General features: G+C 63.6%; 28 protein-coding genes and 1 tRNA gene. 11 read left to right on the forward strand and 18 right to left on the reverse strand.

Annotated elements, in window-relative coordinates:
• The 4 genes from Q0687_RS00475 to Q0687_RS00490 all read right to left on the reverse strand — a co-directional run.
• Window positions 1-141 (reverse strand): ClpX C4-type zinc finger protein (locus Q0687_RS00475; RefSeq protein ID WP_298870868.1); only part of this gene is annotated, 141 nt, incomplete at its 3' end.
• Between the two features lie 448 nt (window positions 142-589).
• Window positions 590-1,225: an ATP-dependent Clp protease proteolytic subunit gene (locus Q0687_RS00480; protein ID WP_298870782.1), complete on the reverse strand. Its 636-nt coding sequence runs from the start codon at window positions 1,223-1,225 to the stop codon at window positions 590-592.
• 278 nt (window positions 1,226-1,503) lie between these two features.
• Complete coding sequence (gene tig, locus Q0687_RS00485) at window positions 1,504-2,862, reverse strand: trigger factor (protein WP_298870785.1); 1,359 nt, start codon at window positions 2,860-2,862, stop codon at window positions 1,504-1,506.
• A 179-nt stretch (window positions 2,863-3,041) separates the two neighbouring features.
• Window positions 3,042-3,126: transfer RNA gene (locus Q0687_RS00490), tRNA-Leu, on the reverse strand.
• A gap of 154 nt (window positions 3,127-3,280) precedes the next feature.
• Here Q0687_RS00490 and Q0687_RS00495 point away from each other — a divergent pair.
• Window positions 3,281-4,597: a multicopper oxidase domain-containing protein gene (locus Q0687_RS00495; protein WP_298870788.1), complete on the forward strand. Its 1,317-nt coding sequence runs from the start codon at window positions 3,281-3,283 to the stop codon at window positions 4,595-4,597.
• Between the two features lies 1 nt (window position 4,598).
• Here Q0687_RS00495 and Q0687_RS00500 read toward each other — a convergent pair whose 3' ends face one another.
• A complete protein-coding gene (locus Q0687_RS00500) occupies window positions 4,599-5,042 on the reverse strand; it encodes a GNAT family N-acetyltransferase (RefSeq protein ID WP_298870790.1) in 444 nt (147 codons plus the stop codon).
• Complete coding sequence (locus Q0687_RS00505) at window positions 5,042-6,541, reverse strand: NAD(P)H-hydrate dehydratase (RefSeq protein ID WP_298870792.1); 1,500 nt, start codon at window positions 6,539-6,541, stop codon at window positions 5,042-5,044. Before Q0687_RS00505 ends, Q0687_RS00500 begins: the two co-directional genes overlap by 1 nt.
• A gap of 378 nt (window positions 6,542-6,919) precedes the next feature.
• Between Q0687_RS00505 and Q0687_RS00510 the strand changes: the two genes are divergently transcribed.
• Both Q0687_RS00510 and glnA read left to right on the forward strand, forming a co-directional pair.
• Window positions 6,920-7,258, forward strand: a complete 339-nt coding sequence (locus tag Q0687_RS00510) for a P-II family nitrogen regulator (protein ID WP_007603495.1) — start codon at window positions 6,920-6,922, stop codon at window positions 7,256-7,258.
• Window positions 7,259-7,409: 151 nt separating this feature from the next.
• On the forward strand, window positions 7,410-8,819 hold the full coding sequence (gene glnA / locus Q0687_RS00515; protein WP_298870794.1) for a type I glutamate--ammonia ligase: 1,410 nt from the start codon (window positions 7,410-7,412) through the stop codon (window positions 8,817-8,819).
• A gap of 205 nt (window positions 8,820-9,024) precedes the next feature.
• Here the strand turns inward: glnA and Q0687_RS00520 are convergent, their stop codons facing one another.
• The 4 genes from Q0687_RS00520 to Q0687_RS00535 form a co-directional block, all read right to left on the reverse strand.
• On the reverse strand, window positions 9,025-9,636 hold the full coding sequence (locus Q0687_RS00520) for an esterase (protein ID WP_298870796.1): 612 nt from the start codon (window positions 9,634-9,636) through the stop codon (window positions 9,025-9,027).
• Window positions 9,637-9,878: 242 nt separating this feature from the next.
• The gene (locus Q0687_RS00525; protein ID WP_298870871.1) at window positions 9,879-10,484 is read right to left on the reverse strand and encodes a hypothetical protein; all 606 of its coding nucleotides are present in this window, start codon (window positions 10,482-10,484) and stop codon (window positions 9,879-9,881) included.
• Window positions 10,485-10,587: 103 nt separating this feature from the next.
• Window positions 10,588-11,361, reverse strand: a complete 774-nt coding sequence (locus Q0687_RS00530; protein ID WP_298870798.1) for a gamma-glutamyl-gamma-aminobutyrate hydrolase family protein — start codon at window positions 11,359-11,361, stop codon at window positions 10,588-10,590.
• A gap of 89 nt (window positions 11,362-11,450) precedes the next feature.
• Window positions 11,451-12,167, reverse strand: coding sequence for a hypothetical protein (locus tag Q0687_RS00535; RefSeq protein WP_298870800.1), 717 nt, complete (start codon window positions 12,165-12,167; stop codon window positions 11,451-11,453).
• Window positions 12,168-12,301: 134 nt separating this feature from the next.
• Here Q0687_RS00535 and Q0687_RS00540 point away from each other — a divergent pair, with 134 nt between their 5' ends.
• The gene (locus Q0687_RS00540; protein WP_298870802.1) at window positions 12,302-13,432 is read left to right on the forward strand and encodes an AI-2E family transporter; all 1,131 of its coding nucleotides are present in this window, start codon (window positions 12,302-12,304) and stop codon (window positions 13,430-13,432) included.
• 86 nt (window positions 13,433-13,518) lie between these two features.
• Here Q0687_RS00540 and Q0687_RS00545 read toward each other — a convergent pair whose 3' ends face one another.
• The 6 genes from Q0687_RS00545 to Q0687_RS00570 all read right to left on the reverse strand — a co-directional run bounded on the left by Q0687_RS00545 (window position 13,519) and on the right by Q0687_RS00570 (window position 17,206).
• Complete coding sequence (locus tag Q0687_RS00545; RefSeq protein WP_298870804.1) at window positions 13,519-13,815, reverse strand: antibiotic biosynthesis monooxygenase family protein; 297 nt, start codon at window positions 13,813-13,815, stop codon at window positions 13,519-13,521.
• 99 nt (window positions 13,816-13,914) lie between these two features.
• Entirely contained in the window at window positions 13,915-14,151 is a 237-nt protein-coding gene (locus Q0687_RS00550) for a hypothetical protein (RefSeq protein ID WP_298870807.1), read from the reverse strand.
• A gap of 56 nt (window positions 14,152-14,207) precedes the next feature.
• The gene (locus tag Q0687_RS00555; RefSeq protein WP_298870810.1) at window positions 14,208-15,440 is read right to left on the reverse strand and encodes a GGDEF domain-containing protein; all 1,233 of its coding nucleotides are present in this window, start codon (window positions 15,438-15,440) and stop codon (window positions 14,208-14,210) included.
• Window positions 15,441-15,669: 229 nt separating this feature from the next.
• Window positions 15,670-16,152, reverse strand: coding sequence for a 30S ribosomal protein S9 (gene rpsI / locus Q0687_RS00560; RefSeq protein WP_092290945.1), 483 nt, complete (start codon window positions 16,150-16,152; stop codon window positions 15,670-15,672).
• A gap of 2 nt (window positions 16,153-16,154) precedes the next feature.
• Window positions 16,155-16,619 carry a 50S ribosomal protein L13 gene (rplM, locus tag Q0687_RS00565; RefSeq protein ID WP_015685724.1) on the reverse strand — a complete coding sequence of 155 codons (465 nt, stop codon included), beginning with the start codon at window positions 16,617-16,619 and terminating at the stop codon, window positions 16,155-16,157.
• 158 nt (window positions 16,620-16,777) lie between these two features.
• A complete protein-coding gene (locus Q0687_RS00570; protein WP_057756285.1) occupies window positions 16,778-17,206 on the reverse strand; it encodes a PaaI family thioesterase in 429 nt (142 codons plus the stop codon).
• 86 nt (window positions 17,207-17,292) lie between these two features.
• Here Q0687_RS00570 and Q0687_RS00575 point away from each other — a divergent pair, with 86 nt between their 5' ends.
• The 5 genes from Q0687_RS00575 (at window position 17,293) to Q0687_RS00595 (ending at window position 21,477) form a co-directional block, all read left to right on the forward strand.
• Complete coding sequence (locus Q0687_RS00575) at window positions 17,293-18,117, forward strand: enoyl-CoA hydratase (RefSeq protein WP_298870821.1); 825 nt, start codon at window positions 17,293-17,295, stop codon at window positions 18,115-18,117.
• A gap of 19 nt (window positions 18,118-18,136) precedes the next feature.
• The gene (locus tag Q0687_RS00580; protein WP_298870824.1) at window positions 18,137-18,721 is read left to right on the forward strand and encodes a CoA-binding protein; all 585 of its coding nucleotides are present in this window, start codon (window positions 18,137-18,139) and stop codon (window positions 18,719-18,721) included.
• Window positions 18,722-18,858: 137 nt separating this feature from the next.
• Window positions 18,859-20,136 carry an O-acetylhomoserine aminocarboxypropyltransferase gene (locus tag Q0687_RS00585; RefSeq protein ID WP_298870827.1) on the forward strand — a complete coding sequence of 426 codons (1,278 nt, stop codon included), beginning with the start codon at window positions 18,859-18,861 and terminating at the stop codon, window positions 20,134-20,136.
• Window positions 20,137-20,267: 131 nt separating this feature from the next.
• Window positions 20,268-21,026 (forward strand): class I SAM-dependent methyltransferase, encoded by a 759-nt coding sequence (locus Q0687_RS00590; protein ID WP_298870829.1) that lies wholly within the window; start codon window positions 20,268-20,270, stop codon window positions 21,024-21,026.
• 106 nt (window positions 21,027-21,132) lie between these two features.
• Entirely contained in the window at window positions 21,133-21,477 is a 345-nt protein-coding gene (locus tag Q0687_RS00595; protein ID WP_298870832.1) for a hypothetical protein, read from the forward strand.
• Between the two features lie 5 nt (window positions 21,478-21,482).
• On the opposite strand, the gene Q0687_RS00600 is transcribed toward Q0687_RS00595, so the two are convergent.
• Window positions 21,483-22,565, reverse strand: coding sequence for a COX15/CtaA family protein (locus Q0687_RS00600; protein WP_298870834.1), 1,083 nt, complete (start codon window positions 22,563-22,565; stop codon window positions 21,483-21,485).
• 109 nt (window positions 22,566-22,674) lie between these two features.
• Here Q0687_RS00600 and Q0687_RS00605 point away from each other — a divergent pair, with 109 nt between their 5' ends.
• On the forward strand, window positions 22,675-22,896 hold the full coding sequence (locus tag Q0687_RS00605) for a DUF2842 domain-containing protein (protein WP_045003154.1): 222 nt from the start codon (window positions 22,675-22,677) through the stop codon (window positions 22,894-22,896).
• Here Q0687_RS00605 and Q0687_RS00610 read toward each other — a convergent pair.
• Window positions 22,886-23,929, reverse strand: coding sequence for a polysaccharide deacetylase family protein (locus Q0687_RS00610; RefSeq protein ID WP_298870844.1), 1,044 nt, complete (start codon window positions 23,927-23,929; stop codon window positions 22,886-22,888). The genes Q0687_RS00605 and Q0687_RS00610 overlap by 11 nt on opposite strands.
• A gap of 129 nt (window positions 23,930-24,058) precedes the next feature.
• Between Q0687_RS00610 and Q0687_RS00615 the strand changes: the two genes are divergently transcribed.
• Window positions 24,059-25,240, forward strand: coding sequence for a GNAT family N-acetyltransferase (locus Q0687_RS00615; protein ID WP_298870847.1), 1,182 nt, complete (start codon window positions 24,059-24,061; stop codon window positions 25,238-25,240).
• Window positions 25,241-25,379: the final 139 nt, after the last annotated feature.

A 25,379-nucleotide genomic window follows, 5' to 3' on the forward strand; every position in this document is an offset into this window, starting at 1 on the left:
GATGTCCATGCAGAGCTCGACGCACTCGTCGCAGATGAAGACCGTGGGACCCGCGATCAGTTTGCGGACTTCGTGCTGGCTCTTGCCGCAGAACGAGCAATATAGCGTGTTCTTGGAGTCGCTCGTGCCGACCTTACTCATTCATGTCTCCGTCCGCGGTTCGATCCCGCCCGCTCGATCGTCCCATCCCGAAACATTGACGGGTAAGGGACTCAAATAGAGCAAATTCCGTACCAAAAAAGACCCTACGCGTTACATCCCGTGCGAATCACGGTCACTCGACTCTCCGCGATCATAGCCGATCATTCGTAGCCAACCATGCTGTCACCCGACTATCAAGAATTCGCTAATCGGGGGTCGCCGGCTACCCGTTACAATACCGTGATTTGAGGCCTTGGCACGGGCGAAGTGACCGAAATCACCCCGACGTTGCTGGATTACCACGAAAAATGAGCACGAAAGCGGAACTTTCTGCTTGTCGCAGGGCGCAAAAATGGCCTTTTGCGCCCTCGCGAACGCGTCCTTAGCATGAACGCTGAGCTGACGATCCCCGCTAATCCCAAGGATCAAAGTTGCAGTCCCGGTAGTGCTACGGGGTCTTCGCAGACGCAACCTCTTCGGCGCGCTTGTCGATGACCTTGTCGACCAGACCGAACTCTTTGGCGTCGCTCGCGGTCAGGAACTTGTCGCGTTCCAGCGCGTCCTCGATCGACTTGTAGGTCTGGCCGGTGTGCTTCACGTAGATCTCGTTGAGCCGCTTCTTCAGGTTCAGGATTTCCTGCGCGTGCAGCATGATGTCGGTAGCCTGGCCCTGGAAGCCGCCCGAGGGCTGGTGAACCATGATGCGCGCGTTCGGCAGCGAGAAGCGCATGTCCTTCTCGCCGGCGCAGAGCAGCAGGGACCCCATCGAAGCCGCCTGGCCGGTGCACAGCGTCGAGACCGGGGGCCGGATGAACTGCATGGTGTCGTAGATCGCAAGGCCCGACGTCACCACGCCACCCGGCGAATTGATGTACATCGAGATTTCTTTCTTCGGATTTTCCGCTTCAAGGAACAGAAGCTGCGCGACGACCAGCGTCGACATGCCGTCCTCGACCGGCCCGGTCACGAAGATGATGCGCTCTTTCAACAGGCGCGAGAAAATGTCGTAGGCGCGCTCGCCACGGTTGGTCTGCTCGACCACCATGGGCACGAGGTTCATGTAGGTTTCAACCGGATCGCGCATGAGTCACCTAGGGTTTTAGAGGCGGACATCGCCAGTCTTGGCTGCCAGCTGGGCTGGCCGATGGACGTCCCGTGATGCAGGAAGTTGGTAGCGGTAGAACGCGTAGGTACCGACAGATATAGCCCAATTCGCGCCAGACAAGTGCGGAGCGAATTAAGGCTTAATCCATTCGCCCCTTGCGGCACTTCAAGCTGATTCTCGCAAAAACGCCCAGCCGGCCATCTGGCTAGCTGGGCCTGTTTGCTGATCATCCTTAACAGGAGGCTGCGTCAAAGCCTTCAGGCCGCAGTCTTTTCCTCGTCGTCCTTGTACAGGTCCTCGCGTGAAACCTTCTTCTCGGTCACGTTGGCAAGCTCGAGGATGAAGTCGACGACCTTGTCCTCGTAGATCGGTGCACGAAGCTGGGCCAATGCCTGGGCGTTGTTGCGATAGAAGTCCCAGACTTCCTTCTCGCGGCCCGGCATCTGGCGCGCACGCTCGATCACGGCGCGGCCGACTTCGTCGTCGGTGACGGTGATCTTGTTCTTCTCGCCGATCTCGGAGAGCACGAGGCCGAGCCGCACGCGGCGGTCGGCGATCTTGCGGTACTCTTCCTTCGCCTTGTCCTCAGTGGTGTCCTCGTCGGCGAAGGTCTTGCCGGCAGAATCCATCTCGGCCTTGACCGAGTTCCACATCAGATTGAACTCCTCGTCGACGAGCGAGGGTGGCGCCTCGAAGCGATGCGCCTCGTCGAGACGATCGAGCAGCGCACGCTTGACGCGCTGGCGCGTCGCACCGGCGAACTCCGCAGCCAGACGCTCGCGCGCAGCTTCCTTGAGCTTGTCGAGCGATTCCAGGCCGAGCGTCTTGGCGAACTCGTCGTTGATCTCGATATCCTGGGGCGCTTCGATCAGCGTCGCGGTGGTCTCGAACTCGGCCGGCTGGCCGGCGAGCTTCTCGCTCATGTAATTCTTGGGGAACGACACTTTCAGCGTACGCGTCTCGTTCGCGCCGATGCCCATGAGCTGCTCCTCGAAGCCTGGAATGAAGGTGTTGGAGCCGATCGCGACCTGGATGCCCTCGCCGGTGCCGCCCTCGAAGGCTTCGCCGTTGATGGTGCCCTTGAAGTTGATGGTGACGCGGTCGCCGGAAGCGGCCTTCTCGCCGTCGGCCTTGGCGGCATAGCCGCGGTTGGTGTCGGCGATGCGCTTGATCGCCTCGTCGACGTCCGAATCGGACACGTCGGCGACGGGCTTCTCGACCTGGAAGGATTTGAAGTCGGCCAGCGCGATGGCGGGGACCACTTCGATCGCGACCGTGTAGGTCAGATCGGTCTTGCCGTTCAGCAGCTCCTCGACCTCGGCCTGCTCGGTCGGCATCGTGATCTTCGGCTCGGTAGCGAGCTTGAAGCCGCGCTCGCTGAAGAGCTGGGTATTGGTGTCGCGGATGGTCTGGTCGATGGTCTCGGCCATCACCGAGCGGCCATAGACCTTCTTGAGGTGCGTGACCGGCACCTTGCCGGGACGGAAGCCGTTGAGGCGCACCTTGTCCTTGAGGTCGACGAGCTTGGCGCCAGCCTTGGCGTCGAGATCAGACGCGGGAACGCTGATTTTGAACTCGTGCTTCAAACCTTCCGAGAGGGTTTCTGTGACCTGCATGGCGTCCAATCTTCTTCTCGTTCGGTCCCGGCACGCTACCCGCGTCGGGACGCTGTCATTAATCGATCCGGCGCGAGGTAAAACACCTCAACGCCGGTGGTTCATCGAGCCCGGCTCCGAGCGGAAAAACATCCGCGCGGAGCAAGGCCCCAGTAATCCGTGCAAACGCGATAAGCGCTTGGTGCGGGCGGAGGGACTCGAACCCCCACAACTTTCGTCACTGGAACCTAAATCCAGCGCGTCTACCAGTTCCGCCACGCCCGCGTGAATTTGCATCAAGACCGGCCGCGATGCCGCGGGCGGCCGGGCTTATAGCATGTGCCCGACTGTTCGCAGCAAAAAAATGGCCCGATGGACGCACCCTTCAAGTAGGCACGATGGCTGGACTTATCCAGCGCCGCGTGGTCCGGATCGCACCATGACACTGCGGATTTTTGCCCCTGATCGGCGTCAGGTTTTGGCGGGACTGGGAGCCTCCCTCGGAGCCCCTGTGGCCGGGCTCTTGGCCGGCGGCGCAGCCCCGCTCCCGACCGCCCAGGTCCTTCTCCAGGCCAAGCCTGCAACGTTGGACTTGCGGCCGGGCCAGATGGCTACACCGATCTGGGAGCTCGCCGCCGCAAGCCATACCAGGGGCGTCCATCTCCGCCGTGGCGACATCTGTGAGGTGGTGTTTCGAAACGACCTGCCCGTGCCGCTGGCGCCGGCCTGGTATGGTCTCAATGGTGCCGCCCTCGCCGACCCCCATCGGGGGCGCGCGCCGACGGCCCCGGGAGCGACAGAAACATCAACGATCTCAATATCATCAGCCGGAACCCTGCTGGCTGACTTCCGCCTGTTCGAGGGTAGCCTGAAGCAGCCCGCGCGACCGCTTCCCATCATCGCCGAGGAGGCGGGCGGCGTCGCCGTCGACCGCGACGAGGTCCTGCTGATCGAGGAATGGCGTCTGCGACCGGATGGCACCGCGGTCCCGCCGGGCCAGGATCCGAAGGACACCACCCCGCTCTATACGATCAACGGACAGACCTCATTCGAACTCTCAGCCCAGGGCAACCAGCGGCTGCGGCTGCGCTTTATCAATGGCTCGCAACGTTCTGTCCTGGCGATCAAATTGGAGAACTGCGACGTCCAGGTCATGGCCCTGGACGGCCAGCCCGCCGAGCCGTTCCCGGCACGCAACGGCGCTCTCCTGCTGGCCCCGGGCACAAGGGCCGATGCGTTTGTGGATACGGCCAGAACGGCCCAGTTCCTCCTGCATGACGGCAAGGCGGCGCGCCGGATTGGGGCCCTCAGGGTCACCGGCTGGCAAGAGCGGCGTGCGCCTCTCCTGCAGCCGCGGCCGCTGCCATGGAACGATCTGCCCGAAAAGCTCGACCTCAAAGGAGCCCTGCGGCTGGACATCGCGCTCGGCGCGCCCGACAGCGGCTGGGCGCGGACGGCAAACTTCTCCACCGCCTCTGAGCCCGCCTTCCGCACCAAGGCCGGCCGCACCGTCGTGCTGGCCTTGAAGAACCCCGCCCCCGTCGCCAGCGTCTTCTCTCTGCATGGCCACCATTTCCGCCTGCTCGACAAGCTCGACGACGGCTGGAAGCCCTACTGGCTCGACACGCTCGCCATCGAGCCCGGCCAAATCGAGCGCATCGCCTTCGCCGCAACCTCGCCGGGCCGATGGCTGATCGAATCCGTCGAGACCGATTGGGCCGCACCGCGCCTGGTGCGCTGGTACGGCGTGGAGTGATCTATCGGCCTGCGCGTGTCCAAATGTAGCGGGCGTCGGGCTCCTTCTCTTCGTTCCGGGCGCCATCCGTTTCCTCGGCCAGCGTGAACCCGCGCCCTTCATAGAAGCGCCGCGCAGGCGCGTTGCGCTGGAAGGTCCAGAGCTCGAGCCGCTGGCGCGCGCCTTTGGCGATGTCGAGGAGTTCGGTGCCGATGCCGCGGCCATGTGCGGCCGCACGAACGTAGAGCTGCTCGATCCAGCCGTCACGAAACGCGATGATCCCGCAGAGTTCATCGCCGTCGAAATGTCCCCAGACGCGGCAGGTCGGGAAAACGCGCTCGCGATAGAACCAGCGGTCCTCATCCGGCGTGTGCAGCCCGGCGAGCCATGGCATCGCGTGATCGAACGCGATCCGATGGACTTGCGCCGCCGCGCCCATATCGGTGAGCGCGAGCTGCCTGGGCATCAATACTCGATCCCGAGCGCGTTATAGATGCGGCGGTGCACCGCCGGCAGCGTTTCGGTGAGATCTTCCGCGATCAGCCCCGGCCCGGCTTCGCTCGCGGCCTCGCCGTGCATCCAGACGCCGATGCTCGCCGCCTCGAACGCCGGGACGCCCTGCGCGAGGATCCCTGCGATGATACCCGACAGAACGTCGCCGGCACCGGCGGTGGCGAGCCAGGGTGGCGCATTGGCGGCGATGGTGGCGCGGCCGTCGGGCGCGGCGATCGTGGTGTCAGGCCCCTTCAACAGCACGACGGCGCCGGAGCGTTCGGCCGCGGCGCGCACGCGCTCGAGCTTCGAACGACCCGGAGTCTTGTTGCTGAGGTCGGAGAACAGGCGCGGAAACTCGCCCTCATGTGGCGTCAGCACCACGGCGGTATCCTGCGACGACTTGATCGATTCAAACAGGCGCTCGGGACTTGCCGCAAAACTCGTCAGCGCGTCCGCATCGAGCACCAGATGCCGCTGCGCGGCGAGCGCGGTATGAACCATGTCGGAGGTGCGATCACCAATTCCAGCTCCGGGACCGATCATGCAGGTGTTGTAGCGCTTGTCTCCCAGCAGCTCGCCGAACTCGACGGCGATGTCGACAGGACGCACCATGACCGCCGTCAGCGCGGCCGCGTTGATCGCAAGCGCGTCGCGCGGGGTCGCGAGCGTCACGAGGCCCGCGCCGGCGCGCAAGGCGCCCCGGGCGGCAAGCCGTGCAGCGCCGGTCGCTGCGGCATCGCCCGACACCGCCAGCACGTGGCCGCGTGCATATTTGTGGCCGTCGATACGCGGCACCGGGAAAGCGGCGGCCCAGAAATCCGGATCGTTCTCAAAGGTCTGCGGCGCGATCGCGTCGAGCACCTGCGCGTCGATGCCGATATCGGCGACGCGCACGCGGCCGCAATGCATGCGGCCGGGCAACAACAGATGCGCGAGCTTCTTGCGAAAGAAGGTGACGGTCTCGGTGGCGTTCACCGCCACGCCCAGCACGGCCGCGCTGGTGCCGTTGATGCCGCTCGGCAGGTCGACTGCCAGCACCGGGGCACCGTTGGCGTTGATCGCTTCGATCATCGCGCGCGCCTCGCCATCAACGGGGCGGCTGAGGCCCGCCCCGAACAGTGCGTCGATGATCAGCGCCGGCCTTCCGATCGCCTGCGGATTGAACGGCAGCACCGGATGCTTCCAGCCGCGCGCAGCCGAGGCCGCGTCGCCCTGGAGCTGGTCGCGCTCGCACATCAGGATGACCGAGACCTCGCGCCCTTGCGCGGCGAGCTCGGCAGCTGCGACAAAACCGTCGCCGCCATTGTTGCCGGGGCCGGCCACGATCAGGATTGGCCCCTCCTCCACCAGCGCATTGGCGGCCTCGGCAACCGCCTGGCCCGCGCTCAGCATCAGCTTGAAGCCGGGCGTGCCTGCCGCAATGCTGAGCTGGTCAGCGCGCTGCATCTCAGCGTTGGTCAATACTTCCATGCCACTTCCCTGGTCCAAACGCCCTTTCAACAGGCACGTCCCGTGCCGAGACACCCGACGGAACAACGGATTGCACAGATATTGAACTGTTTGCCTATTTCGTAGTCTGCGATATTTTGAGCCGACTGGCCCCACCTATCAGAGATGCTCGTTAAAAGGCTGATAACGCTCCAATATCCAGGGCATTTGCAACTTGGCATAGACCCTGCTTTCGAGGAAGCCGCTTCGGTTTGTCGTGCTCACTGACATCTTCTGGGTGTGGCCGGCCGTTGTTGCCGGGCTGGTCAGGTCCCGGCATGACGAAGACAAAATCGTGCGTGAGACAAGCGCATCCTGACGAAGACGTTGCTATTTGATCGAAAGACCGGGAGGCGCGCAGTGAAGAAAATCGAAGCCATCATCAAGCCGTTCAAGCTCGACGAGGTGAAGGAAGCGCTTCAGGAAGTTGGCCTCCAGGGCATCACCGTGACCGAGGCCAAGGGTTTTGGCCGCCAGAAGGGCCACGCCGAACTCTACCGCGGCGCAGAATACATCGTCGACTTCCTGCCCAAGGTGAAGATCGAGATCGTGATCGGCGACGATCTGGTCGAGCGTGCGATCGACGCGATCCGCCGCGCGGCGCAAACCGGGCGGATCGGCGACGGCAAGATCTTCGTCTCCAACATCGAAGAGGCGATCCGCATCCGAACCGGCGAATCCGGGCTGGACGCTATCTGAGCCGGGTGCTATCCCGAATTTTGCGACACTCTGAAAGAAATAAAGGCTGCTTCGGCGGCCTGATTTCGTTTGTGCGGTTGCGCCAACTCGCCGAAAGCGAGAACGAATCTGCTCACCTGGAAACCGACCCGCAGAGCCATAAGGGGTATGCATGAAGACCGCCAAAGACGTCCTGAAATCGATCAAGGACAACGACGTCAAGTACGTCGACCTGCGCTTCACCGATCCGCGCGGCAAGTGGCAGCACGTGACGTTCGACATCAGCATGATCGATGAGGACATTTTCGCCGAAGGAACGATGTTCGACGGCTCCTCGATCGCCGGCTGGAAAGCGATCAACGAGTCCGACATGTGCCTGATGCCCGATCCGGTGACCGCGACGATCGATCCGTTCTTCGCTGAAACCACCATGGTCATCACCTGCGACGTGCTCGAGCCGACCACCGGCGAGCCCTACAACCGCGACCCGCGCGGCATCGCCAAGAAGGCCGAGGCCATGGTGAAGTCGATGGGCGTGGGCGACAGCGTGTTCGTCGGCCCCGAAGCCGAGTTCTTCGTGTTCGACGACGTCCGCTATTCGTCCGATCCCTACAAGACCGGCTTCCGTCTCGACTCCTCGGAGCTGCCGATCAACGCCGACACCGAATATGAAGGCGGCAATCTCGGTCACCGCATCCGCACCAAGGGCGGCTACTTCCCCGTTCCGCCGCAGGACTCGGTGCAGGACATGCGCTCCGAGATGTTAGGGGCCATGGCCAAGATGGGCGTCAAGGTCGAGAAGCATCACCACGAGGTCGCTTCCGCCCAGCACGAGCTCGGCATGAAGTTCGACACCCTGACGCTGATGGCCGACCACATGCAGATCTACAAGTACTGCATCCACCAGGTCGCGCATATCTACGGCAAGACCGCCACCTTCATGCCGAAGCCGGTCTACGGCGACAACGGCTCGGGCATGCACGTGCACCAGTCGATCTGGAAGGACGGCAAGCCGGTATTCGCCGGCAACAAATACGCCGACCTGTCGGAGACCTGCCTTCACTATATCGGCGGCATCATCAAGCACGCCAAGGCGATCAACGCCTTCACCAACCCGTCGACCAACTCGTACAAGCGTCTGGTCCCGGGCTATGAGGCCCCCGTGCTGCTCGCCTACTCCGCGCGCAACCGCTCGGCCTCCTGCCGCATTCCCTACACGGCTTCGCCGAAGGCCAAGCGTGTCGAGGTGCGCTTCCCCGATCCGATGGCCAATCCCTATCTCGGCTTCGCCGCAATGCTGATGGCGGGCCTTGACGGCATCAAGAACAAGATCGATCCGGGTCCGGCGATGGACAAGGACCTCTACGATCTGCCGAAGGAAGAGCTGAAGCAGATCCCGACGGTGTGCGGTTCGCTCCGAGAAGCCCTCGAAAACCTCGACAAGGACCGCGGCTTCCTCAAGAACGGCGGCGTGTTCGACGACGACTTCATCGACGCCTACATCGAGCTGAAGATGACCGAAGTCGCCCGCTTCGAGATGACCCCGCACCCGGTCGAGTTCGAGATGTACTATTCGGGCTAACCGGCTCGAAGGATCACGACATGAGAAAGGCGCCCTTCGGGGCGCCTTTTTGTTTTGGTGCATGATCGGCGGATCACTTCGCGCCGTTGGCTTTCGTTCTGCGTCTGACTCCATTCCGTTCTCAAAGAACGAATCGGAATCGTGAAAATCGGCACACACCAGATCCTGCTAATTGGTTTATTCCGTCCACGACCCATCCGACTTGCTAAAGCAGCGGCCTCAGCCATTCCCGCCCCAGGCGAATGTCATCCTCAGTGATCGAATGACCCGTTGGGAGCTGGTGGTGCGTCATCTCTGCACCCATGTGGGCGAGACGGTTTGCCAAGCGGGCACCATCGCCAGGCGATCGCCGCTCGTCGTGATGGCCGTCGATGATGAGAACTGGTGTCCGCGGAAGGCGTGTGCCCGGATCGGTGGCGAATGGCGATAGCGGCCTGAGAAGAACCGCAGCGGAGACACATTGGGGATAGAGCATGAGCAGTGCAGCCGCGATGATTGCACCGTTCGAAAAGCCAACGGCAATCGGAGGTTTCGGGAACCGATAGTCTACGCCGATATGGGCCACATCATCGGCGAGCCGACCGGCTCGGGCAACGAGATCGCGTTCATCGATTGAGCGATCCTCGAACCGGCGAAAGAATGCAAAGCCGCCTTCCCAAGGCATGCTGCCGCGAACCGCGACCGCCATCGCGGATGGCGCAAGCTGTCTGGCGAGCGGCACCATGTGCTGCTCCGTCCCGCCAGAGCCATGAAGCATCAGCAGCGGCGTGTGACCCAACCCTGCACCCCCGAGCAGATAGTGATCATGTGAGGGCATTCACTGCTCCCGCCTGCACCTGCTTGCGTAGCCCTAGGGCCGCGAAACAACATCTATCAGTCGAGTATGACCGTTCGGCGCTCTACCCGTCCTGCGTGGAGTGCACGCTATCAATTTTCGTTCTGCGTCTGACTCCATTTCGTTCTCAAAGAACGAATCGGAATCGAAAAGATCAGCGCGCAACGATCCCTACTGATTGGTTTACTCTGCTGGTGATATTGCGCGCGCGGTTCGTCGCTGGCTCACTTATCCGGAAAATTCATGCCGATCTCCGTCACCACCGGCGCCCACTTCACCAGCATTGCATTGTCCGAGGCGACCTTGACGCCGTCGCCGAGCAACGACTTCGGCGCGGCGGATTTCCGGTCGAAGCGGATCGTCACCGTGCAGCCGCCCTGCATTGGATGGCCGAGTGCGCCGCCCTTCCAGTCGGTGACAAAGCCGCCGTAGTCCCATTCGAAACCGGCCACCGTGAACGGCTTGCCGTTGGCCCTCTGCACGTCGGCGAGGCTCGATCCGATCATAATGCCGCTGACGTTCCATTTGCTCGTCCTGGCGGTGTCGCGCAGCGTCAGGCCGGAAACGCGCTTCGATTTGTCTTCCGCGAAGGCGACCTCTAGCCGTCGCTCCATCACCCTCGGAAACAAGACGAGCCCTTTGTAGGTTTCGCCCTCCGCCCCCGACAGGTCCTGTATCTCGGCCTCCTTGCCGTAACGCTGCATCAGGCTGTTGGCGGTGTCCCCGGGTGCGATCGGTGACACACAGGTGATCGGCCCCTCGGTCGGCGGGGCGGATTGAGCAAATGCGGGGGATGCGAGCAGGACGAGAGCGACGGCGACATTGCGCATCATCGAGAACCATTTCCAGACTGGAAGATTCGGTCTGGAACGTAGCGCGCGACCTCGGCTCGGCACAACTCCCGACGATGAGGTCAAGGCGACGACGCTCGGCCTATGCCGTCGCCCTCTGCTTAGCCACCATCGCCTCGCCGAACGCCTCGAACAGTTTTCGGTTGATTGGATTTCGCTGCGGGTCGTATTCGGCGTGCCACTGCACGCCGAGCGCGAAGGTCGGGGCTTCCGCAATGCGGATCGCTTCGATGGTGCCGTCCTCGGCGACGCCTTCGATCAGCACGCGCTTGCCGGGATCGAGGATGCCCTGCCCGTGCAGCGAATTGACCCGGATCTTTTCGCAGCCGAGGAGCTTTGCGAAGGCGCCGCCCGGCGTGAGATCGACATCGTGACGGTCGGCGAACACGACGGCCGGATCAGGATGGATCTCGCCGTTCTCGAGCCGGGGCATGCGGTGGTTCATACGGCCGGGGATCTCGCGGATCTCAGGGTGTAGCGAGCCGCCGAAGGCGACGTTCATCTCCTGCAAGCCGCGACAGATTCCGAACAGCGGAATACCGCGCGAGACGCAGGCGACCGACAGCGCCAGCGCGACCTCGTCGCGGTGGATGTCGTAGGGCTCGTGCTTCTCGCAGGGGTCGACGTTGAAGCGGGTCGGGTGCACGTTGGCGCGTGCCCCCGTCAGCACGATGCCGTCGACGGTATCGAGCAGCGCGGCGATATCGGTGATATCAGGGGAGCCCGCGAACATCACCGGCAAGCCGCCGGAAACCTCGGCCACGGCACGCAAATTGCGCTCGCCGACCATCTGGACCTGAAATCGATTTTCGACGCGATGGGCGTTCCCGATCACGCCGACGACCGGCTTTCTCATCTCCCGTTCAGACCTCCCCGCAAGAAGATTCTTTCAACATGCCCCTGGGGTGGAACAAATTCAACAGAAGGGATCGCGGGACGGCAATGCTATTTTCGCGCAAATGCCTCCCGGGCCTCGATCGCGCCTGTGACAGGCAGGCCGGCGGCCTTCAGCGCGGTTGCCGCCTGGTCGCCCGGCATGGCCAGCCACGGCAATTTCGCCTCGATTCCGCGAGTCACGGGCTCCCCGAACACGCCACCGAAATCGATCGGCCAAAATCCGTTGGGGACCACCTCGACGGTAAGGCCGCGGATGGCATAGCCGCTGCCGAGAACCGTGTCCGCATGCGCGGCCGCGACGAGGCGCGCGGTGTGGGGATCTCCGGGGTCATCAAAGCTCACGAGCACGGGGATCAGGTCCCCCTGCACCGGAACAATGCCGGTTTGCCTGGTGATATCGCCGAACGAGACGCGGTTGCCGCGCGCGGCGCTGTAGGCACGGAGAGCGACGTAGTTGATGTCGTCGAGGTCGAGCTTGGTGCCCTGCTGATGCGCCAGCAACACCACCAGGTTCTTGCCTTTGCCGCGGTCTTGGCCGAGATCGACGAACACGGCTTCCCCGCGCATCGTGGTGCGACCACCGCGGTTGTAGTTGCGGTCTGGCACGATGGCCAGAATGCCGGAGGCGGTTCTGATCCCGTCCGGCGTCGTCACGTCGACCGTGAGGCGATATTTGTGGCTTGGCCGGTTGATTCGGATCTGGTCGCCGATCACGATGATGGCCAGAAGCCCGAGCAGACCGGCCCATTTGCTGATGAAACTCAAGCGCGCCCCACCTGTTCTTTTCTTATCGGTCTGCACCGTTCGCGCGGCAGCGTCAAACCAGCGCGTTGACGCGGCCTTGATCGGAAGCACGTTTGCCGAAAGAGTGGCTCGCCCGCCGCCAAAAAGGACTTGATGTGACGATCTCCGGAGATGAACGGCCCCAAACTCGCAACGATCTCGCTTGGGCAATCTCGGTCGGCGGCATCGCCGTCGTGCTGTTCACCGCGGCACTGGTCTTCACCTGGTATTTTGCGGCCACCCTGCTCCTGATCTTCACCGGCATGTTGCTCGGCGTCGGCCTCAACGCGCTGACCAATGCGCTTGGCCGGCGCGTCCACCTGCCGCATGCGGTACGGCTTGCGATCGTCTGCATCGTGCTTGCGGCATTGCTCGCAGGCATCGCCTATCTCGGCGGCGCAACCATTGCCGACCAGGCCTCGGTGCTCAGCAACACCATCAAATCGCAGATCGCGCATGTCAGGTCCTTCCTGGAAAACCACGGCATCGACACCAGCGTCTTCGACATCGGCAATGCCACCTCGGCGGCCCCCGCCTCCCCGGGCGATACGGCTCCGTCGTCGAACCCGAATGCGCACGGCCCCCTGCCGGGCGCAGGTGCGCTTGCCTCCAGCGGTGGGGCGATCGTGAGCCAGACCTTCAAGCTGCTGTTCGGCGCGATCAGCGCCGTCGGCAACATTTTTATCGTGCTGTTCCTGGGACTGGCTTTCGCCGCGCAACCCAGCGTCTACCATGACGGCCTGCTGTTTCTCGCACCGGCGAAGCATCGCGTCCGCGCGACGCTGATCATCGACCGGATCGGCGAGACGCTGGAGCGCTGGCTGATCGCGCAAATCATCGTCATGCTCGCGGTCGGCGTCGTGACCTGGATCGGGCTTGCCATCATCGGCATCCCCGGCTCGTTCATCCTGGGGATCCAGGCCGGCCTGCTCGCCTTCATCCCGACCGTCGGCGCCATCATCGCCGGCGTGGTCGTGGTGCTGGCAAGCCTCGCCTCGGGCTGGATTCCGGCGCTGTCGGCGCTGATCCTGTTTCTCGGCGTGCACGCGATGGAGAGCTACGTGCTGACGCCGCTGCTCCAGCGCCAGGCACTGGACATCCCGCCGGCCACGCTGTTCGCGTTCCAGATCGTGCTCGGCGTCGTCTTCGGAATCTGGGGCCTGGCGCTGGCGCTGCCACTGGTCGCCATCGCCAAGGTCATGATCGATCATTTCAAGACGTATGAGGCGCCGCCTCTGGCAGCATGATCCGGACCCGAAGGGCCGCGTTAGCGCAAAGTGCGCGGTTTTCCGAAAAGATCATGCTCAAACGACAAGAGGCGGCGTAGGACGCCTCAGGTCGTCAGCACGGTCTCGGTGTGCTCGACCTCTGGAGGCGAGGCGAAAAACTGGCCAACGAGGCCGCGCCATTCGGTGAAATTCTCGGAGCCGCGGAAGTCGACGGTGTGGTTCTCCAGCGTCGCCCACTTCACCATCAACCGGTAGCGCTGCGGCTTCTCGATCGACTTGTGCAGCTCAAAGCCGTGGAAGCCCTTGGAACGGCCGAAGGCGGCCTTGGCCTTGGCGACGGCGGCCTCGAAGTCCTTTTCGCTGCCCGGCTTGACGTCGATTTGCGCGATCTCGGTGATCATCGGTTTCCACCCCTTTTTGTTTGGTGGCCGTGTCTAGCGCAGGCTGGAGCAAAGAAAAAGGCGCCGAAACGGCGCCCTGCCCGGCCGAAAATGCGGCTTTCAGGCGAACAACAACACTGTGCCGCCGACGACGAGCGCGCAACCGCAAAACAGGGCAATCGGCCAATAGCTGCGGCTCTTGATATAGCGCCCCTGGGCGCGGCGCTCGGCAATCAGCGCCGTCTCGTATTCGTCGGCCGTCGAGAACAGACAGGCGAAGCCGCCGCGCGCCGAGCTTGCGGCAGCTTCGAGCGACATCAGGGCAGCTTGCGGGTTCTGTCGACGGATCGATTCCATGACCGCAATGGTGGAACCGAATGGTAAACAGAGGATTACCGCCAGGCTCCTTCGTCTCAGGCGGTCGCCGGCTGTGTCTTCGACGGTCCCTTGGGGACACCGATCCGCGCGGCGCTCTGGCGGCGCCAGTTCTCCAGCGACAGCGGCAGCTCCTCCGCCGCCTCGACGCGGTTACGGCCGCCGCGCTTGGCCTGGTAGAGCGCCGTGTCGGCCGAGGCCAGCAACACCTCGAGCTCGGTGCCGGCAGGGCCGCCGGCTACACCGATGCTGACGGTGGTGTCGACAGGGCCCTCCTCGACCACGACGCCTGACGTCTCGAACGCCTCGCGCACGCGCTCGGCGACCAGCACGCCTTCCTCCAGCGCGCAAGGCAGCAGCGCGGCGAACTCCTCGCCGCCGATGCGGCCCGACAGGTCCGAGATGCGCAAATTGTTGACGACGATGGTCGAGAACAGTCTCAGCATCTCGTCGCCGGCGGGATGGCCGAAGCGATCGTTGATCGACTTGAAATGGTCGATGTCGAAGATCATCACGGTGACAGGGCGACCGCCCTTGGCCTCGCGCTCGATCATTCGCGCGCAGGCTTCCGAGAAGCCGCGGCGGTTCAACATGCCGGTCAAGGGATCGGTCGACGCCGCCGTGCGGTGCGCGGTGACGGTGCGCTCGGACACCAGCATGAAGATCACGAACACGGTGCCGACGGCATACAGGATCAGCTCGACCGCGAACACCGTGACCCAGAGGCTGCTGGAAAAGCCGGAATCGTTCGGGCGCAGGAAGCTGCCGAGCAGGATCGGCAGCATCAATACGCAGCCGTGCATCACAGGTACCACGAAGGCCGGCCAGCGCCGTTGCAGGCTCTTGCGCCGTTCCACCCAGAGCTCGCTCGCGGTCAGGGCCGCATAGACCGAGACGATGCCGGCGCCGATGATCATGCGCAGCATCGAGGCGGAGGGATCGAGCAGCTTCACGGCCGCGACCCAGGCGATCGCACCAAGCACCAGACCCGCCCAGTTCGGCTTGCGGCCGTGGAAGACGCGCGCCGCATTCCACACCATGCCGCAGGCAACGAAGCCGACCGCGTTCAGGGCGAGATAGAGATACGGGCCGAGCTTGTCACCGGTCGCGGTCCACAGCGCGACCGAGGACGCGCCGAGCAGATAGGCGGTGCCCCACCATTTCAGCGCGGGGCTGTTCTCCTGTCTGCCGAAAAACACCATCATGGCGCCGAGCAATGCGGCGACCATCGTGGCGACCAAATAGAGCGTGATGCTATCGAGCGACATCATGTCGGCCCCCTTCTAAACATAGCAGTTACGCGATCGGCTCAGCCGACTTGCGCGCCCTTCCAGATGCGACGCTAGGTCCCGCGAGTTCCATTCAGGTTTTCAAGGGGGCCCAAGTTTTCGGGAAACACGCGCTGAATTTGCGTACAAACGAACAACAAAAAAGGCGCTGAAATCAGCGCCTTTTTGCATCTCATTGAAGCCGCTTTCGCGGCGAATGTGACCGAAGCGATTAACGCTTCGAGAACTGGAAGGACCGGCGGGCCTTGGCCTTGCCGTACTTCTTTCGCTCGACCACGCGCGAGTCGCGGGTGAGGAAGCCGCCCTTCTTGAGCACGCTGCGCAGCTCGGGCTCGAAATAGGTCAGAGCCTTGGAGATGCCGTGACGCACAGCGCCAGCCTGGCCGGACAGACCGCCGCCGGCGACGGTGCAGATCACGTCATACTGGCCCGAACGCTGGGCCACCGAGAACGGCTGCTCGATCATCATGCGCAGCACGGGACGGGCGAAATAGACCTCGACCTCGCGTGCGTTGACGGTGACCTTGCCGGCGCCCGGCTTGATCCAGACGCGGGCGACCGCGTCCTTGCGCTTGCCGGTGGCGTAGGCGCGGTTGAACTTGTCGACCTTCTTCTCGTGCTTGGGCGCATCGGGCGCCGCCGCTGCGGTCTTGAGCTGCGAGAGCTGGTCGAGCGACTGAATGGATTCGGCCATGATTATGCGGCCCTCGTGTTCTTGCGGTTCAACTTGGCGATGTCGAGCTTCTCGGGCGTCTGAGCCTCGTGCGGATGATCGGCGCCGCCGTAAACACGGAGGTTGCCCATCTGGACGCGACCGAGCGGACCACGGGGGATCATGCGCTCGACGGCCTTCTCGAGCACGCGCTCGGGATGCTTGCCTTCAAGGATCTGGCGCGCGGTGCGCTCCTTGACGTGGCCGACATAGCCGGTGTGCTTGTAGTAGGTCTTCTGCTCGCGCTTGCGACCGGTGAGGACCGCATGCTGGGCATTGATGATGATGACGTTGTCGCCGCAATCAACGTGCGGGGTGTAGGTCGGGAGGTGCTTGCCGCGCAGGCGCATGGCAACGATGGTGGCGAGACGGCCGACGACCAGACCCTTGGCGTCGATCAGCACCCACTTCTTCGTCACCTCAGCCGGCTTTGCCGAAAAGGTTTTCATGTCAGAGCTTCCGTAGACGGGGAACAGCGGCGCGAACACCGCACCGGACTGCGCGGGTTTCTAGAGAAGAGACGCGCAACGGTCAATGCCCGAGGGTGGAAATAACATCAGCAAAATCAGTGGTTTAAAAATATGGTGCTATATTACCTGCAAAAACTTCAAACATTTGGAATGGAATAGGTCGAGGTGACATGGGCGATCGGATCGGGCGAGGTCCCGGACAACAGCTTGACCTCCCCGACCGCCAGCCGCTTGCCGAGCTTGAGCAGCCGGGCCTCCGCCAGCACGTCCTGCCCGGGCTGGCCCTTGCGCAGGAAGTTGATGTTGAGATTGGTGGTCACCGCGAGCCCGATCGGCCCGATGGCGGAGAGCAGCACCACGTACATGGCGAAATCGGCCAGCGCCATCAGCGTCGGGCCGGATACGGTTCCACCCGGCCGCAGCATCTTCTCTCCGTAGCGCTGGCGCAGAAGGCAGGTCTGGCCGTCCGCGCTCTCGATCGTGATGTCGTCGCCGCTGAAGGCCTGGGGAAATTCGTCGCGGAGAAACTGCTCGAGCTCCGCCACGCTCATTTTCGCTGCCGCCATGCCGTTCCCCACCCTCGCTTCACGTCCCTTGCTGCATTAGGTTATCTGCATCATGTCACTGTAATAATCCAATCGGAAACGCCGCAATGTCCACCCAGGCCGCCCGCGCTCCCTCGCCGGATCAGCCAATTCTGCTGCGCGAAATGGTCGGGCCCATTGCCGTGCTGACCCTGAACCGGCCGGCCGCGCGCAACAGCCTGTCGACGGCGATGATCGCCACCCTACATGCAGCGCTTAATGACATCGGCGGCGACAAGGCCGTCCGCGGTGTCGTGCTCTCGGCCAACGGTCCCGCGTTCTCGGCCGGTCACGACATGAAGGAACTGACCGCGCGCCGCGCAGATCCCGATCGTGGCCGCGCCTTCTTCGCCGAAGCCATGAATGCCTGTAGCGCGATGATGCAGGCGATCGTGCATCTGCCGAAGCCGGTGGTCGCTGCCGTCCAGGGCATCGCGACCGCGGCCGGCTGCCAGCTCGTCGCTAGCTGCGATCTTGCGATTGCATCGGACGCGGCGAGCTTCGCCACGCCCGGGGTCGACATCGGCCTGTTCTGCTCGACGCCGATGGTGGCGCTGTCGCGCAACGTGCCGCGCAAGCAGGCGATGGAGATGCTGCTGACAGGCGAACCGGTCCCGGCCGCACGCGCGAGAGAGATCGGCCTCGTCAATCGCGTCGTCGCCGCCGGCGCCGAGCGCGACGTAGCGATTGCGCTGGCGCAACAGGTCGCGCTGAAGTCCGCCTACACCGTCAAGCTCGGCAAGGAGGCGTTCTACCGCCAGGCCGAGATGAGCCTTGCGGACGCCTATCGCTATGCGTCAGAGGTGATGACCGAGAACATGATGGCCCGCGATGCCGAGGAAGGCATCGGCGCCTTCATCGAGAAGCGCACGCCAACCTGGCGGGATGAGTGACAACAAGAAAAGACCAGCAATGAACCACGACGCCTATCCCGACAATTACATCCGCAGCATCCTCAACAGCGTGAAGTCGATCGCGATGGTCGGGGCCTCGCCGGTCAACGTTCGGCCGAGCTATTTCGCCTTCAAATATCTGGCGCAGCGCGGCTACGACATGATCCCGGTCAATCCCGGACATGTCGGCAAGGAGCTGCTTGGAAAGCCGTTCGTCGCCTCGCTGCGCGACATCGGCCGCCCAATCGACATGATCGACATCTTCCGCAACTCCAGCCACATCATGCCCGTGGTGGAGGAGGGCCTCACGCTCGATCCGCTGCCGAAGGTGATCTGGATGCAGCTTGGCGCGCGCGACGATGCGGCGGCGGAAAAGGCTGAGGCCGCCGGTATCAAGGTCGTGATGAACCGCTGCCCCAAGATCGAATACGGCCGCCTGTCGTCGGAGATCTCCTGGATGGGCGTCAATTCGCGCACGCTCTCCTCCAAACGCCCACCGGCGCCGACGCAGGGAATGCGCCTATCCCTCAATCGGATGAGTGTCGGCGGCGGCGACACTGCGGCCTCCGATCGCGCCGCCAAAAACAAGAGCGAGCAAAGCTGACGCAATTGCGAAGGATTCGTTTCGCGAACGCGTCAATCGGTAGCACGATCGTTGCGATGTGAAGCCGCGGCTTGACGCCGGGCACGGCGCCGATCAGCATGCCGCGCGATTTCAGATCACAAGAACAGGACGTATCAATGAGCGATCGCCTTCCGGGATTTTCCACCCTCGCCGTGCATGCCGGTGCACAGCCCGATCCGACCACCGGTGCGCGCGCGACTCCAATTTATCAGACGACCTCGTTCGTCTTCAACGACGCCGATCACGCCGCCTCGCTGTTCGGCCTGCAGGCGTTCGGCAACATCTATACCCGCATCGGCAACCCGACCAACGCGGTGCTGGAGGAGCGCGTTGCCGCGCTCGAGGGCGGCACGGCTGCGCTTGCGGTCGCCTCGGGCCATGCCGCGCAGGTCGTGGTGTTGCAGCAATTGCTGCAGCCCGGCGACGAGTTCATCGCCGCGCGAAAACTCTATGGCGGCTCGATCAACCAGTTCACGCATGCGTTCAAGAGCTTCGGCTGGAACGTGGTGTGGGCCGATCCTGATGACATCGCGAGCTTCGAGCGCGCCGTGACGCCGCGCACCAAGGCGATCTTCATCGAGTCCATTGCCAATCCCGCCGGCAGCATCACCGACATCGAGGCGATCTCGTCGGTGGCACGCAAGGCCGGCGTGCCGCTGATCGTCGACAACACGTTGGCCTCGCCCTATCTGATCCGCCCGATCGATCACGGCGCCGACATCGTGGTACACTCGCTGACGAAGTTTCTGGGCGGCCACGGTAACTCGCTCGGCGGCATCATCGTCGACGCCGGCACCTTCGATTGGTCCACCGGCGGCAAATATCCGATGCTGTCGGAGCCGCGGCCCGAATATCACGGCATCCGCCTGCAAGAGACGTTCGGCAATTTCGCCTTTGCGATCGCCTGCCGCGTGCTCGGCCTGCGCGACCTCGGGCCGGCGCTGTCGCCGTTCAATGCCTTCATGATCCTGACGGGCATCGAGACGCTGCCGCTGCGCATGCAGAAGCACTGCGACAACGCCAAGGCCGTCGCCGAATTCCTCGCCGGGCATCCGGCGGTGGCCTCGGTGAACTACGCGGGCCTTGCCAGCGACAAGTACAACCAGCTCGCCCGCAAATACGCGCCGAAGGGCGCTGGCGCGGTGTTCACCTTCAGCCTCAAGGGCGGCTACGACGCCGGCGTCAGCCTGGTCTCGAAGCTTCAGCTGTTCTCGCACCTTGCCAATGTCGGCGACACCCGCTCGCTGGTCATCCACCCGGCCTCGACGACGCATAGCCAACTCGACGACGCCGCCAAGACCAAATCCGGCGCCGGCCCCGACGTGGTGCGGCTCTCGATCGGCATCGAGGACAAGGAAGATTTGATCGCTGACCTCGAGCAGGCGCTGGCGTAGCGAGCTTCGAGCCGTCCATTCGCACCGGAATCTGGCGCTGCGCCTGCCGAAGGCTCCGCGCCAGCTTCCGCTGCCACAGTCGCCCACCAATCCACGACTCGACCCGATCGTGGTGTCGCGACTGCGCAAGGATGGCCATGAATATCGCCGTACCGGATATCGGAACGCTTTTTCCAATTCCCTCCCAGACCAGCGCTCACGATAGACGGTTCCTGTTGCAGACCATTGCGCTCGCCAAGCGAGTCCTGGGATCATTCTCTTACGTTGAGATCGGCTCCTATCTCGGCGGCAGCCTCACCCCGTTCTTGCTGGACCCCGCCTGCAAAGCAGTCCTGTCAATCGATGAACGGGGCCGGCAACAACCCGACGAACGCGGAGCCAAGTACGACTATTCCGGCATTACGCACCAGACGATGATCAACAATCTGGTATCTCGGGGCGTCCCGACATCCAAGCTGACGACGTTCGATGGCTCGGTCGATGCCGTCCAAGGCGCCGAGAACAGTTTCGAGATCGCCTTCATCGATGGCGAGCACACCGATATCGCCTGCTTCAGGGACTTCTTGTGGACGCTGCCGCTGATGAAGAGCGACGCGATCATCCTGTTTCATGACAGCACGCTGGTCCACAAGGCGCTCCGCATGATCGGCCTGTCGATGAGAAAGTCAGGACAAAAGCACGTGCTCGCGAAGAACAGCGAGTCTGATGTCACAGCCCTCTTCCTGGGAAAATTCACCGACATCGATTTCGCGAGAGAGTTCGGTCAGGCCGCGAACTGGGACGAGTTTTTCGAGCGGTCGGAAACGGAAGTCATTCAGCACGTTCTGAAGAACAGGGTGAGCATTCAGTTCGACGCGGTCGTCACCCCGGTCAGGACGTTCCCCGCCTGATCGGCCGAGCCCGCGCGAGTGCGCCGGATGCGCCGCGGTTAACAGTCGTTAACCATATCTGCCGCATACATCGTGCTTGGATCGCCCCTTTGATTCGGAGCCGACGATGCTGCGCTGGATGGTGCCCGCCCTGGCAGTAATGCTGATGGCCTCAGCTGCAACGGCCGCCGACCTGCCCGCCCATCCGAAGCGACGGGCCGCAGCGCCGCCGCAGGACCCACCGAAGGTCTACGTCGAAACCGATCCGGATGCGCTGATCTCGCCGGCCTATGGCATCGGCAGCTACATCAGAAACCTGCCGGGCACGCCGCTGCTGCCGGGCTCGCATACGCTGCCGGGCTATTACGGCCGCCCGTGGGACTACGACTATCAGGGCTCGTATTACGGCGGGAAGCAGGTCGATTATTTCTGGCGCCTGCCCTACTCGTGCGGCATCTACGGGTATTGCTGATCTGATCAGCCTGGCTGTCCCACAGGTACCGCGCGCGGCCGCGCCTCAGCCGAATGCCGCGCAGCGAGCCGCTCCGCCTGCATCACCGCCAAAGTCAACACGGCGATCGCAACCGCCTGGTGCGAGAGCGCCAGATCGATCGGCACCTGATTGAGCAGCGTAAGAATGCCGAGCACCACCTGCAAGCTGACCGCCGCAAACAGCCAGAGCGCGCCACGCGCCGCCGAGCCTGCTCGCGCGCGTACCGCGTCGAACGCATGCAGCGCCACCAGCACGAACAGCAGGTAAGCCGTCATGCGGTGCTCGAACTGCACCGTCAGCACGTTGTCGAACATGTTGCGCCACCACGGCGTCTCGAACCACAGCCGCTCGGCCGACGGAATGAATGCGCCGTCGATCTGCGGCCAGGTGTTGTAGGCGCGTCCAGCGCGCAGGCCCGCGACCAACGCTCCGAAATAGATCTGGATGAAGGTCAGGAAGACCAGCGCCGCGCTGGTGAACCGCAGGCGCGCGGGAACCGCGAGCTGCGGCCGATCGGCGAGCCGCCGCACCGTCCAGACGATGCCGGCGAAGATCAGCAGCGCCAGCACCAGATGCGTCGCGAGCCGATATTGCGACACTTCGACCCGCTCGGAGAGGCCAGAGGCCACCATCCACCAGCCGACTGCGCCCTGGAGGCCGCCGAGCGCGAACAGCAGCCACAGCCGCCGCTTCAACTCACGGGACAGGCCGCCGCGCCACAGGAAGAACAGGAACGGCAGCAGATAGGCCATGCCGATGAAGCGGCCGAGCAGCCGGTGGCTCCATTCCCACCAGAAGATCTGCTTGAACTCGGACAGGCTCATGCCGGCGTTGAGTTCGCGATATTGCGGGATCTTCTTGTAGGCCTCGAAGGCGTCGGTCCACTGCGCCTCCGACAGAGGTGGCACGCTGCCGGTAACCGGCTTCCACTCGACGATCGACAGGCCGGATTCCGTCAGCCGCGTCGCGCCGCCGACCAGGACCATCAGCGCGATCAGCGCGGCTACGGAGATCAGCCACCAGCGCACGGCGCGATGCGGGTTGATCAGGGCGGAATTCGTTGTCATTTCAGGGACAAAACCAAGCCTTGTGCCAGGCCACTTGAACCAGACTGCGCGCCCCTTATAGTCCCCGGCTCCCGCAGTGCAAGTTACGCGAAAGCCGCAAGTCCCTGCCATGACGATCCGCACCCGCAAGTTCCTTGGCGCCATCCTGCTTCTGGTTTTGGCCACCGTCTGGGCCCTGCTCGGCATGGCAGCGGCGCAGATGCCGTGGATCGCCGAGTCCGGCTGGCGACAGGCGATCTATTACGTGGTGGTCGGCATGGGCTGGGTGCTTCCGGCCATGCCGATCGTGAGCTGGATGCAGCGTCCGGACCGGGCGAAATCTAGCTCGTAGCGCTGCCCGTCGGTTTCACCGGCGCGAAAGCGACGCCCGACACCAGCACCCGCATCATACGCAGCGAACGCACCCGCCCGTCCCAGGAGATCCGCGGCAACGCGCATAGATTGGTACGCCCTTCCGCATCCACGATGCCCGGGATCGTCGATACCGCACTGGCAAAGCCGGCCTCCTCCGCCATCACGACGTGGCTGCGCCGGAACGAGGACCGATCGCCGAACGGATATGCCAAGTGACGGATCTCACGGCGAAACGCGGCTTCCGCCACCGCCTTGCCCATCGTCATCTCGCGCAGCGCCGCCGCATCCTTCATGTTGGCGAGGCTGGGGTAGTTCACGGTCGCACTGCCAATCGTGACATTCGGATCCGCAGCCAGCCTCGTCAGATCCTCCCAATCCATCGACGCCTCGCGCGAGAGTGCGGCGAGATCGATGCTGTAGCGCGTGCAGAGATCGGCGATCGCGGCTGACAGATCCGCCGGCGGCAGCGAGCGCAGCCAGCCCTCGAGATGCGAAAACAGCGCGTACTTCTCGGCATTGTCAGCGGCGGTGAAACGCTGCTCCTTGTCGCCCATCATCAGGCTGACGCGGCTCTCGCGAGCGATCACCCGCTCGAGCCCAAGCCACCACGCCTCTCCGACGCCGTCGGGAAAGGCAGTCGGAACATATAACGTGAACGGCACGGCGTGGCGCGCCAGCACCGGATAGGCAAAGCTGATGAAGTCCTTGGGCGCGCCGTCGAAGGTGAGAGCCACGAACCGCCGCTTCTCCGGCAGCGTCACCGCGCGCCGGCAAACCTCGTCCATACCGAGAAGGTCGTAATTCCAGCGCTTCAGCGCGCGAATGGCGCGATCGAGGAATTGCGGCGTGACCTCGTGTTCGCGCAGTGGCTGGAACGCGCCGCTCCGCCGCGGCCGCACGTGCTCGAAGCGCAGGATGGCCCCCGCGCCGCGGCTGCGCAGCAAGGGCTGGCCCGAGAACCAGACCAGTTCCAGCTGCAACCGCTCCAGCCAACTGTCGTCGGATGCCAATGTCCCACCTTCGCGTTCGCCGGCGGCCTGTTCCCTGACCCATTGTCATTACCCTTTGTTGACATTTATTTGCAAAGGTCGGCCACAGGCCGAAATACGTATTTTTAGCTTTCTCGACAGGTTTCGCGAATGACCATGGCTGCGGCGATGCAAAGCCGGACGGCAGAATCGCCCGCGCGGTCCAAAGCGAGCCGGATTGCGCATGTCGATATCGTCGCCGATCTCGGTGAAGCCGAGAGGGTCTGGCGCGCGCTCGAGGAGCCCGGTCACCTCTTCACGCCCTATCAGCGGTTCGATCTCCTCGGCACCTGGCAACGATCGGTCGGGGAGCGCGAAGGCGCCCGCCCCTTCGTCGTGATCGCACGTGATGCCGAGCAGATCCCGCTCGCGCTGCTTCCGCTGGCGTTGCGCCAGAGCCACGGCGTGCGCACGGCCTGCTTCATGGGCGGCAAGCACACGACCTTCAACATGGGGCTGTGGAACGCCGACTTCGCCGCACAGGCCGAAGTCACCGACCTCGACGCGCTGATTGCACCACTGCGCAACAGGGTCGACGTGCTCGCATTGATGCAGCAGCCGAAGCGCTGGCACGATCAGCAGAATCCGTTCGCCTTACTGCCACAGCAGAGCGCGATCAACGGCTGCCCCGTGCTGGTGATGGAGCCGGGCGGCCCACCCGCTTCGCGGATCAGCAACTCCTTCCGCCGCCGGCTCAAGAGCAAGGAGAAGAAGCTCCATGCGCTTGCCGGCTACCGCTATCACCTCGCCACGACCGACGCTGAGGTCACCCGCCTGCTCGACTGGTTCTTCCGCGTCAAACCGGCGCGAATGGCAGAGCAGAAGCTGCCGAACGTCTTCGCCGAGCCCGGGGTCGAGCAATTCATCCGCAGTGCCTGCCTCGCGCCGCGCGGCGACGGCCGCGTCATCGACATTCATGCGCTGGAATGCGACGCGGAAGTGATCGCGATTTTCGCCGGTGTCGCCGACGGACAGCGCTTTTCGATGATGTTCAACACCTACACGATGTCGGAGCACGCCCGCTACAGTCCGGGCCTGATCCTGATGCGCTACATCATCGACCGCTACGGCGAGCGCGGCTACCGCTCCCTCGATCTCGGCATCGGATCGGACGACTACAAGCGCATGTTCTGCAAGGCCGACGAAGACATCTTCGACAGTTTCGTGCCCCTGACCCCGCGCGGCAGGCTTGCGGCCATGGCGATGTCCTCGATCAACCACGGCAAGCGCCTGGTGAAGCAGAACCAGATGCTGTTCGACCTGGCGCGACGGCTAAGGCAGGCGTTCGGGTAGGAATTCTCGCTCGGGAGATGCTCCCCGCGGCGCATCCTTCGAGACGCCCGCCTTTGGCGGGCCCTCAGGATGAGGGCCGAATTCGCGGCGACAGTTTCAACGGACGCAGAATTGGCCAAGCCTCATCCTGAGGAGACCG

This window comes from uncultured Bradyrhizobium sp., from assembly GCF_936928535.1.
Lineage (GTDB): Bacteria > Pseudomonadota > Alphaproteobacteria > Rhizobiales > Xanthobacteraceae > Bradyrhizobium.

What these genes read in the sequence shown, in the direction of transcription:
- Q0687_RS00600 (WP_298870834.1), bottom strand. Translation starts at nt 22,565, where the DNA reads ATGACAACGAATTCCGCCCTGATCAACCCGCATCGCGCCGTGCGCTGG.
- Q0687_RS00525 (WP_298870871.1), bottom strand. Translation starts at nt 10,484, where the DNA reads ATGCGCAATGTCGCCGTCGCTCTCGTCCTGCTCGCATCCCCCGCATTT.
- Q0687_RS00555 (WP_298870810.1), bottom strand. Translation starts at nt 15,440, where the DNA reads ATGATGTCGCTCGATAGCATCACGCTCTATTTGGTCGCCACGATGGTC.
- Q0687_RS00500 (WP_298870790.1), bottom strand. Translation starts at nt 5,042, where the DNA reads ATGCCCAGGCAGCTCGCGCTCACCGATATGGGCGCGGCGGCGCAAGTC.
- Q0687_RS00605 (WP_045003154.1), top strand. Translation starts at nt 22,675, where the DNA reads ATGACGATCCGCACCCGCAAGTTCCTTGGCGCCATCCTGCTTCTGGTT.
- Q0687_RS00575 (WP_298870821.1), top strand. Translation starts at nt 17,293, where the DNA reads ATGTCCACCCAGGCCGCCCGCGCTCCCTCGCCGGATCAGCCAATTCTG.
- Q0687_RS00580 (WP_298870824.1), top strand. Translation starts at nt 18,137, where the DNA reads ATGAACCACGACGCCTATCCCGACAATTACATCCGCAGCATCCTCAAC.
- Q0687_RS00520 (WP_298870796.1), bottom strand. Translation starts at nt 9,636, where the DNA reads ATGCCCTCACATGATCACTATCTGCTCGGGGGTGCAGGGTTGGGTCAC.
- Q0687_RS00530 (WP_298870798.1), bottom strand. Translation starts at nt 11,361, where the DNA reads ATGAGAAAGCCGGTCGTCGGCGTGATCGGGAACGCCCATCGCGTCGAA.
- Q0687_RS00505 (WP_298870792.1), bottom strand. Translation starts at nt 6,541, where the DNA reads ATGGAAGTATTGACCAACGCTGAGATGCAGCGCGCTGACCAGCTCAGC.
- Q0687_RS00545 (WP_298870804.1), bottom strand. Translation starts at nt 13,815, where the DNA reads ATGATCACCGAGATCGCGCAAATCGACGTCAAGCCGGGCAGCGAAAAG.
- Q0687_RS00570 (WP_057756285.1), bottom strand. Translation starts at nt 17,206, where the DNA reads ATGGCGGCAGCGAAAATGAGCGTGGCGGAGCTCGAGCAGTTTCTCCGC.
- Q0687_RS00480 (WP_298870782.1), bottom strand. Translation starts at nt 1,225, where the DNA reads ATGCGCGATCCGGTTGAAACCTACATGAACCTCGTGCCCATGGTGGTC.
- Q0687_RS00495 (WP_298870788.1), top strand. Translation starts at nt 3,281, where the DNA reads ATGACACTGCGGATTTTTGCCCCTGATCGGCGTCAGGTTTTGGCGGGA.
- Q0687_RS00595 (WP_298870832.1), top strand. Translation starts at nt 21,133, where the DNA reads ATGCTGCGCTGGATGGTGCCCGCCCTGGCAGTAATGCTGATGGCCTCA.
- tig (WP_298870785.1), bottom strand. Translation starts at nt 2,862, where the DNA reads ATGCAGGTCACAGAAACCCTCTCGGAAGGTTTGAAGCACGAGTTCAAA.
- Q0687_RS00550 (WP_298870807.1), bottom strand. Translation starts at nt 14,151, where the DNA reads ATGGAATCGATCCGTCGACAGAACCCGCAAGCTGCCCTGATGTCGCTC.
- Q0687_RS00590 (WP_298870829.1), top strand. Translation starts at nt 20,268, where the DNA reads ATGGCCATGAATATCGCCGTACCGGATATCGGAACGCTTTTTCCAATT.
- Q0687_RS00615 (WP_298870847.1), top strand. Translation starts at nt 24,059, where the DNA reads ATGACCATGGCTGCGGCGATGCAAAGCCGGACGGCAGAATCGCCCGCG.
- Q0687_RS00585 (WP_298870827.1), top strand. Translation starts at nt 18,859, where the DNA reads ATGAGCGATCGCCTTCCGGGATTTTCCACCCTCGCCGTGCATGCCGGT.
- glnA (WP_298870794.1), top strand. Translation starts at nt 7,410, where the DNA reads ATGAAGACCGCCAAAGACGTCCTGAAATCGATCAAGGACAACGACGTC.
- rplM (WP_015685724.1), bottom strand. Translation starts at nt 16,619, where the DNA reads ATGAAAACCTTTTCGGCAAAGCCGGCTGAGGTGACGAAGAAGTGGGTG.
- rpsI (WP_092290945.1), bottom strand. Translation starts at nt 16,152, where the DNA reads ATGGCCGAATCCATTCAGTCGCTCGACCAGCTCTCGCAGCTCAAGACC.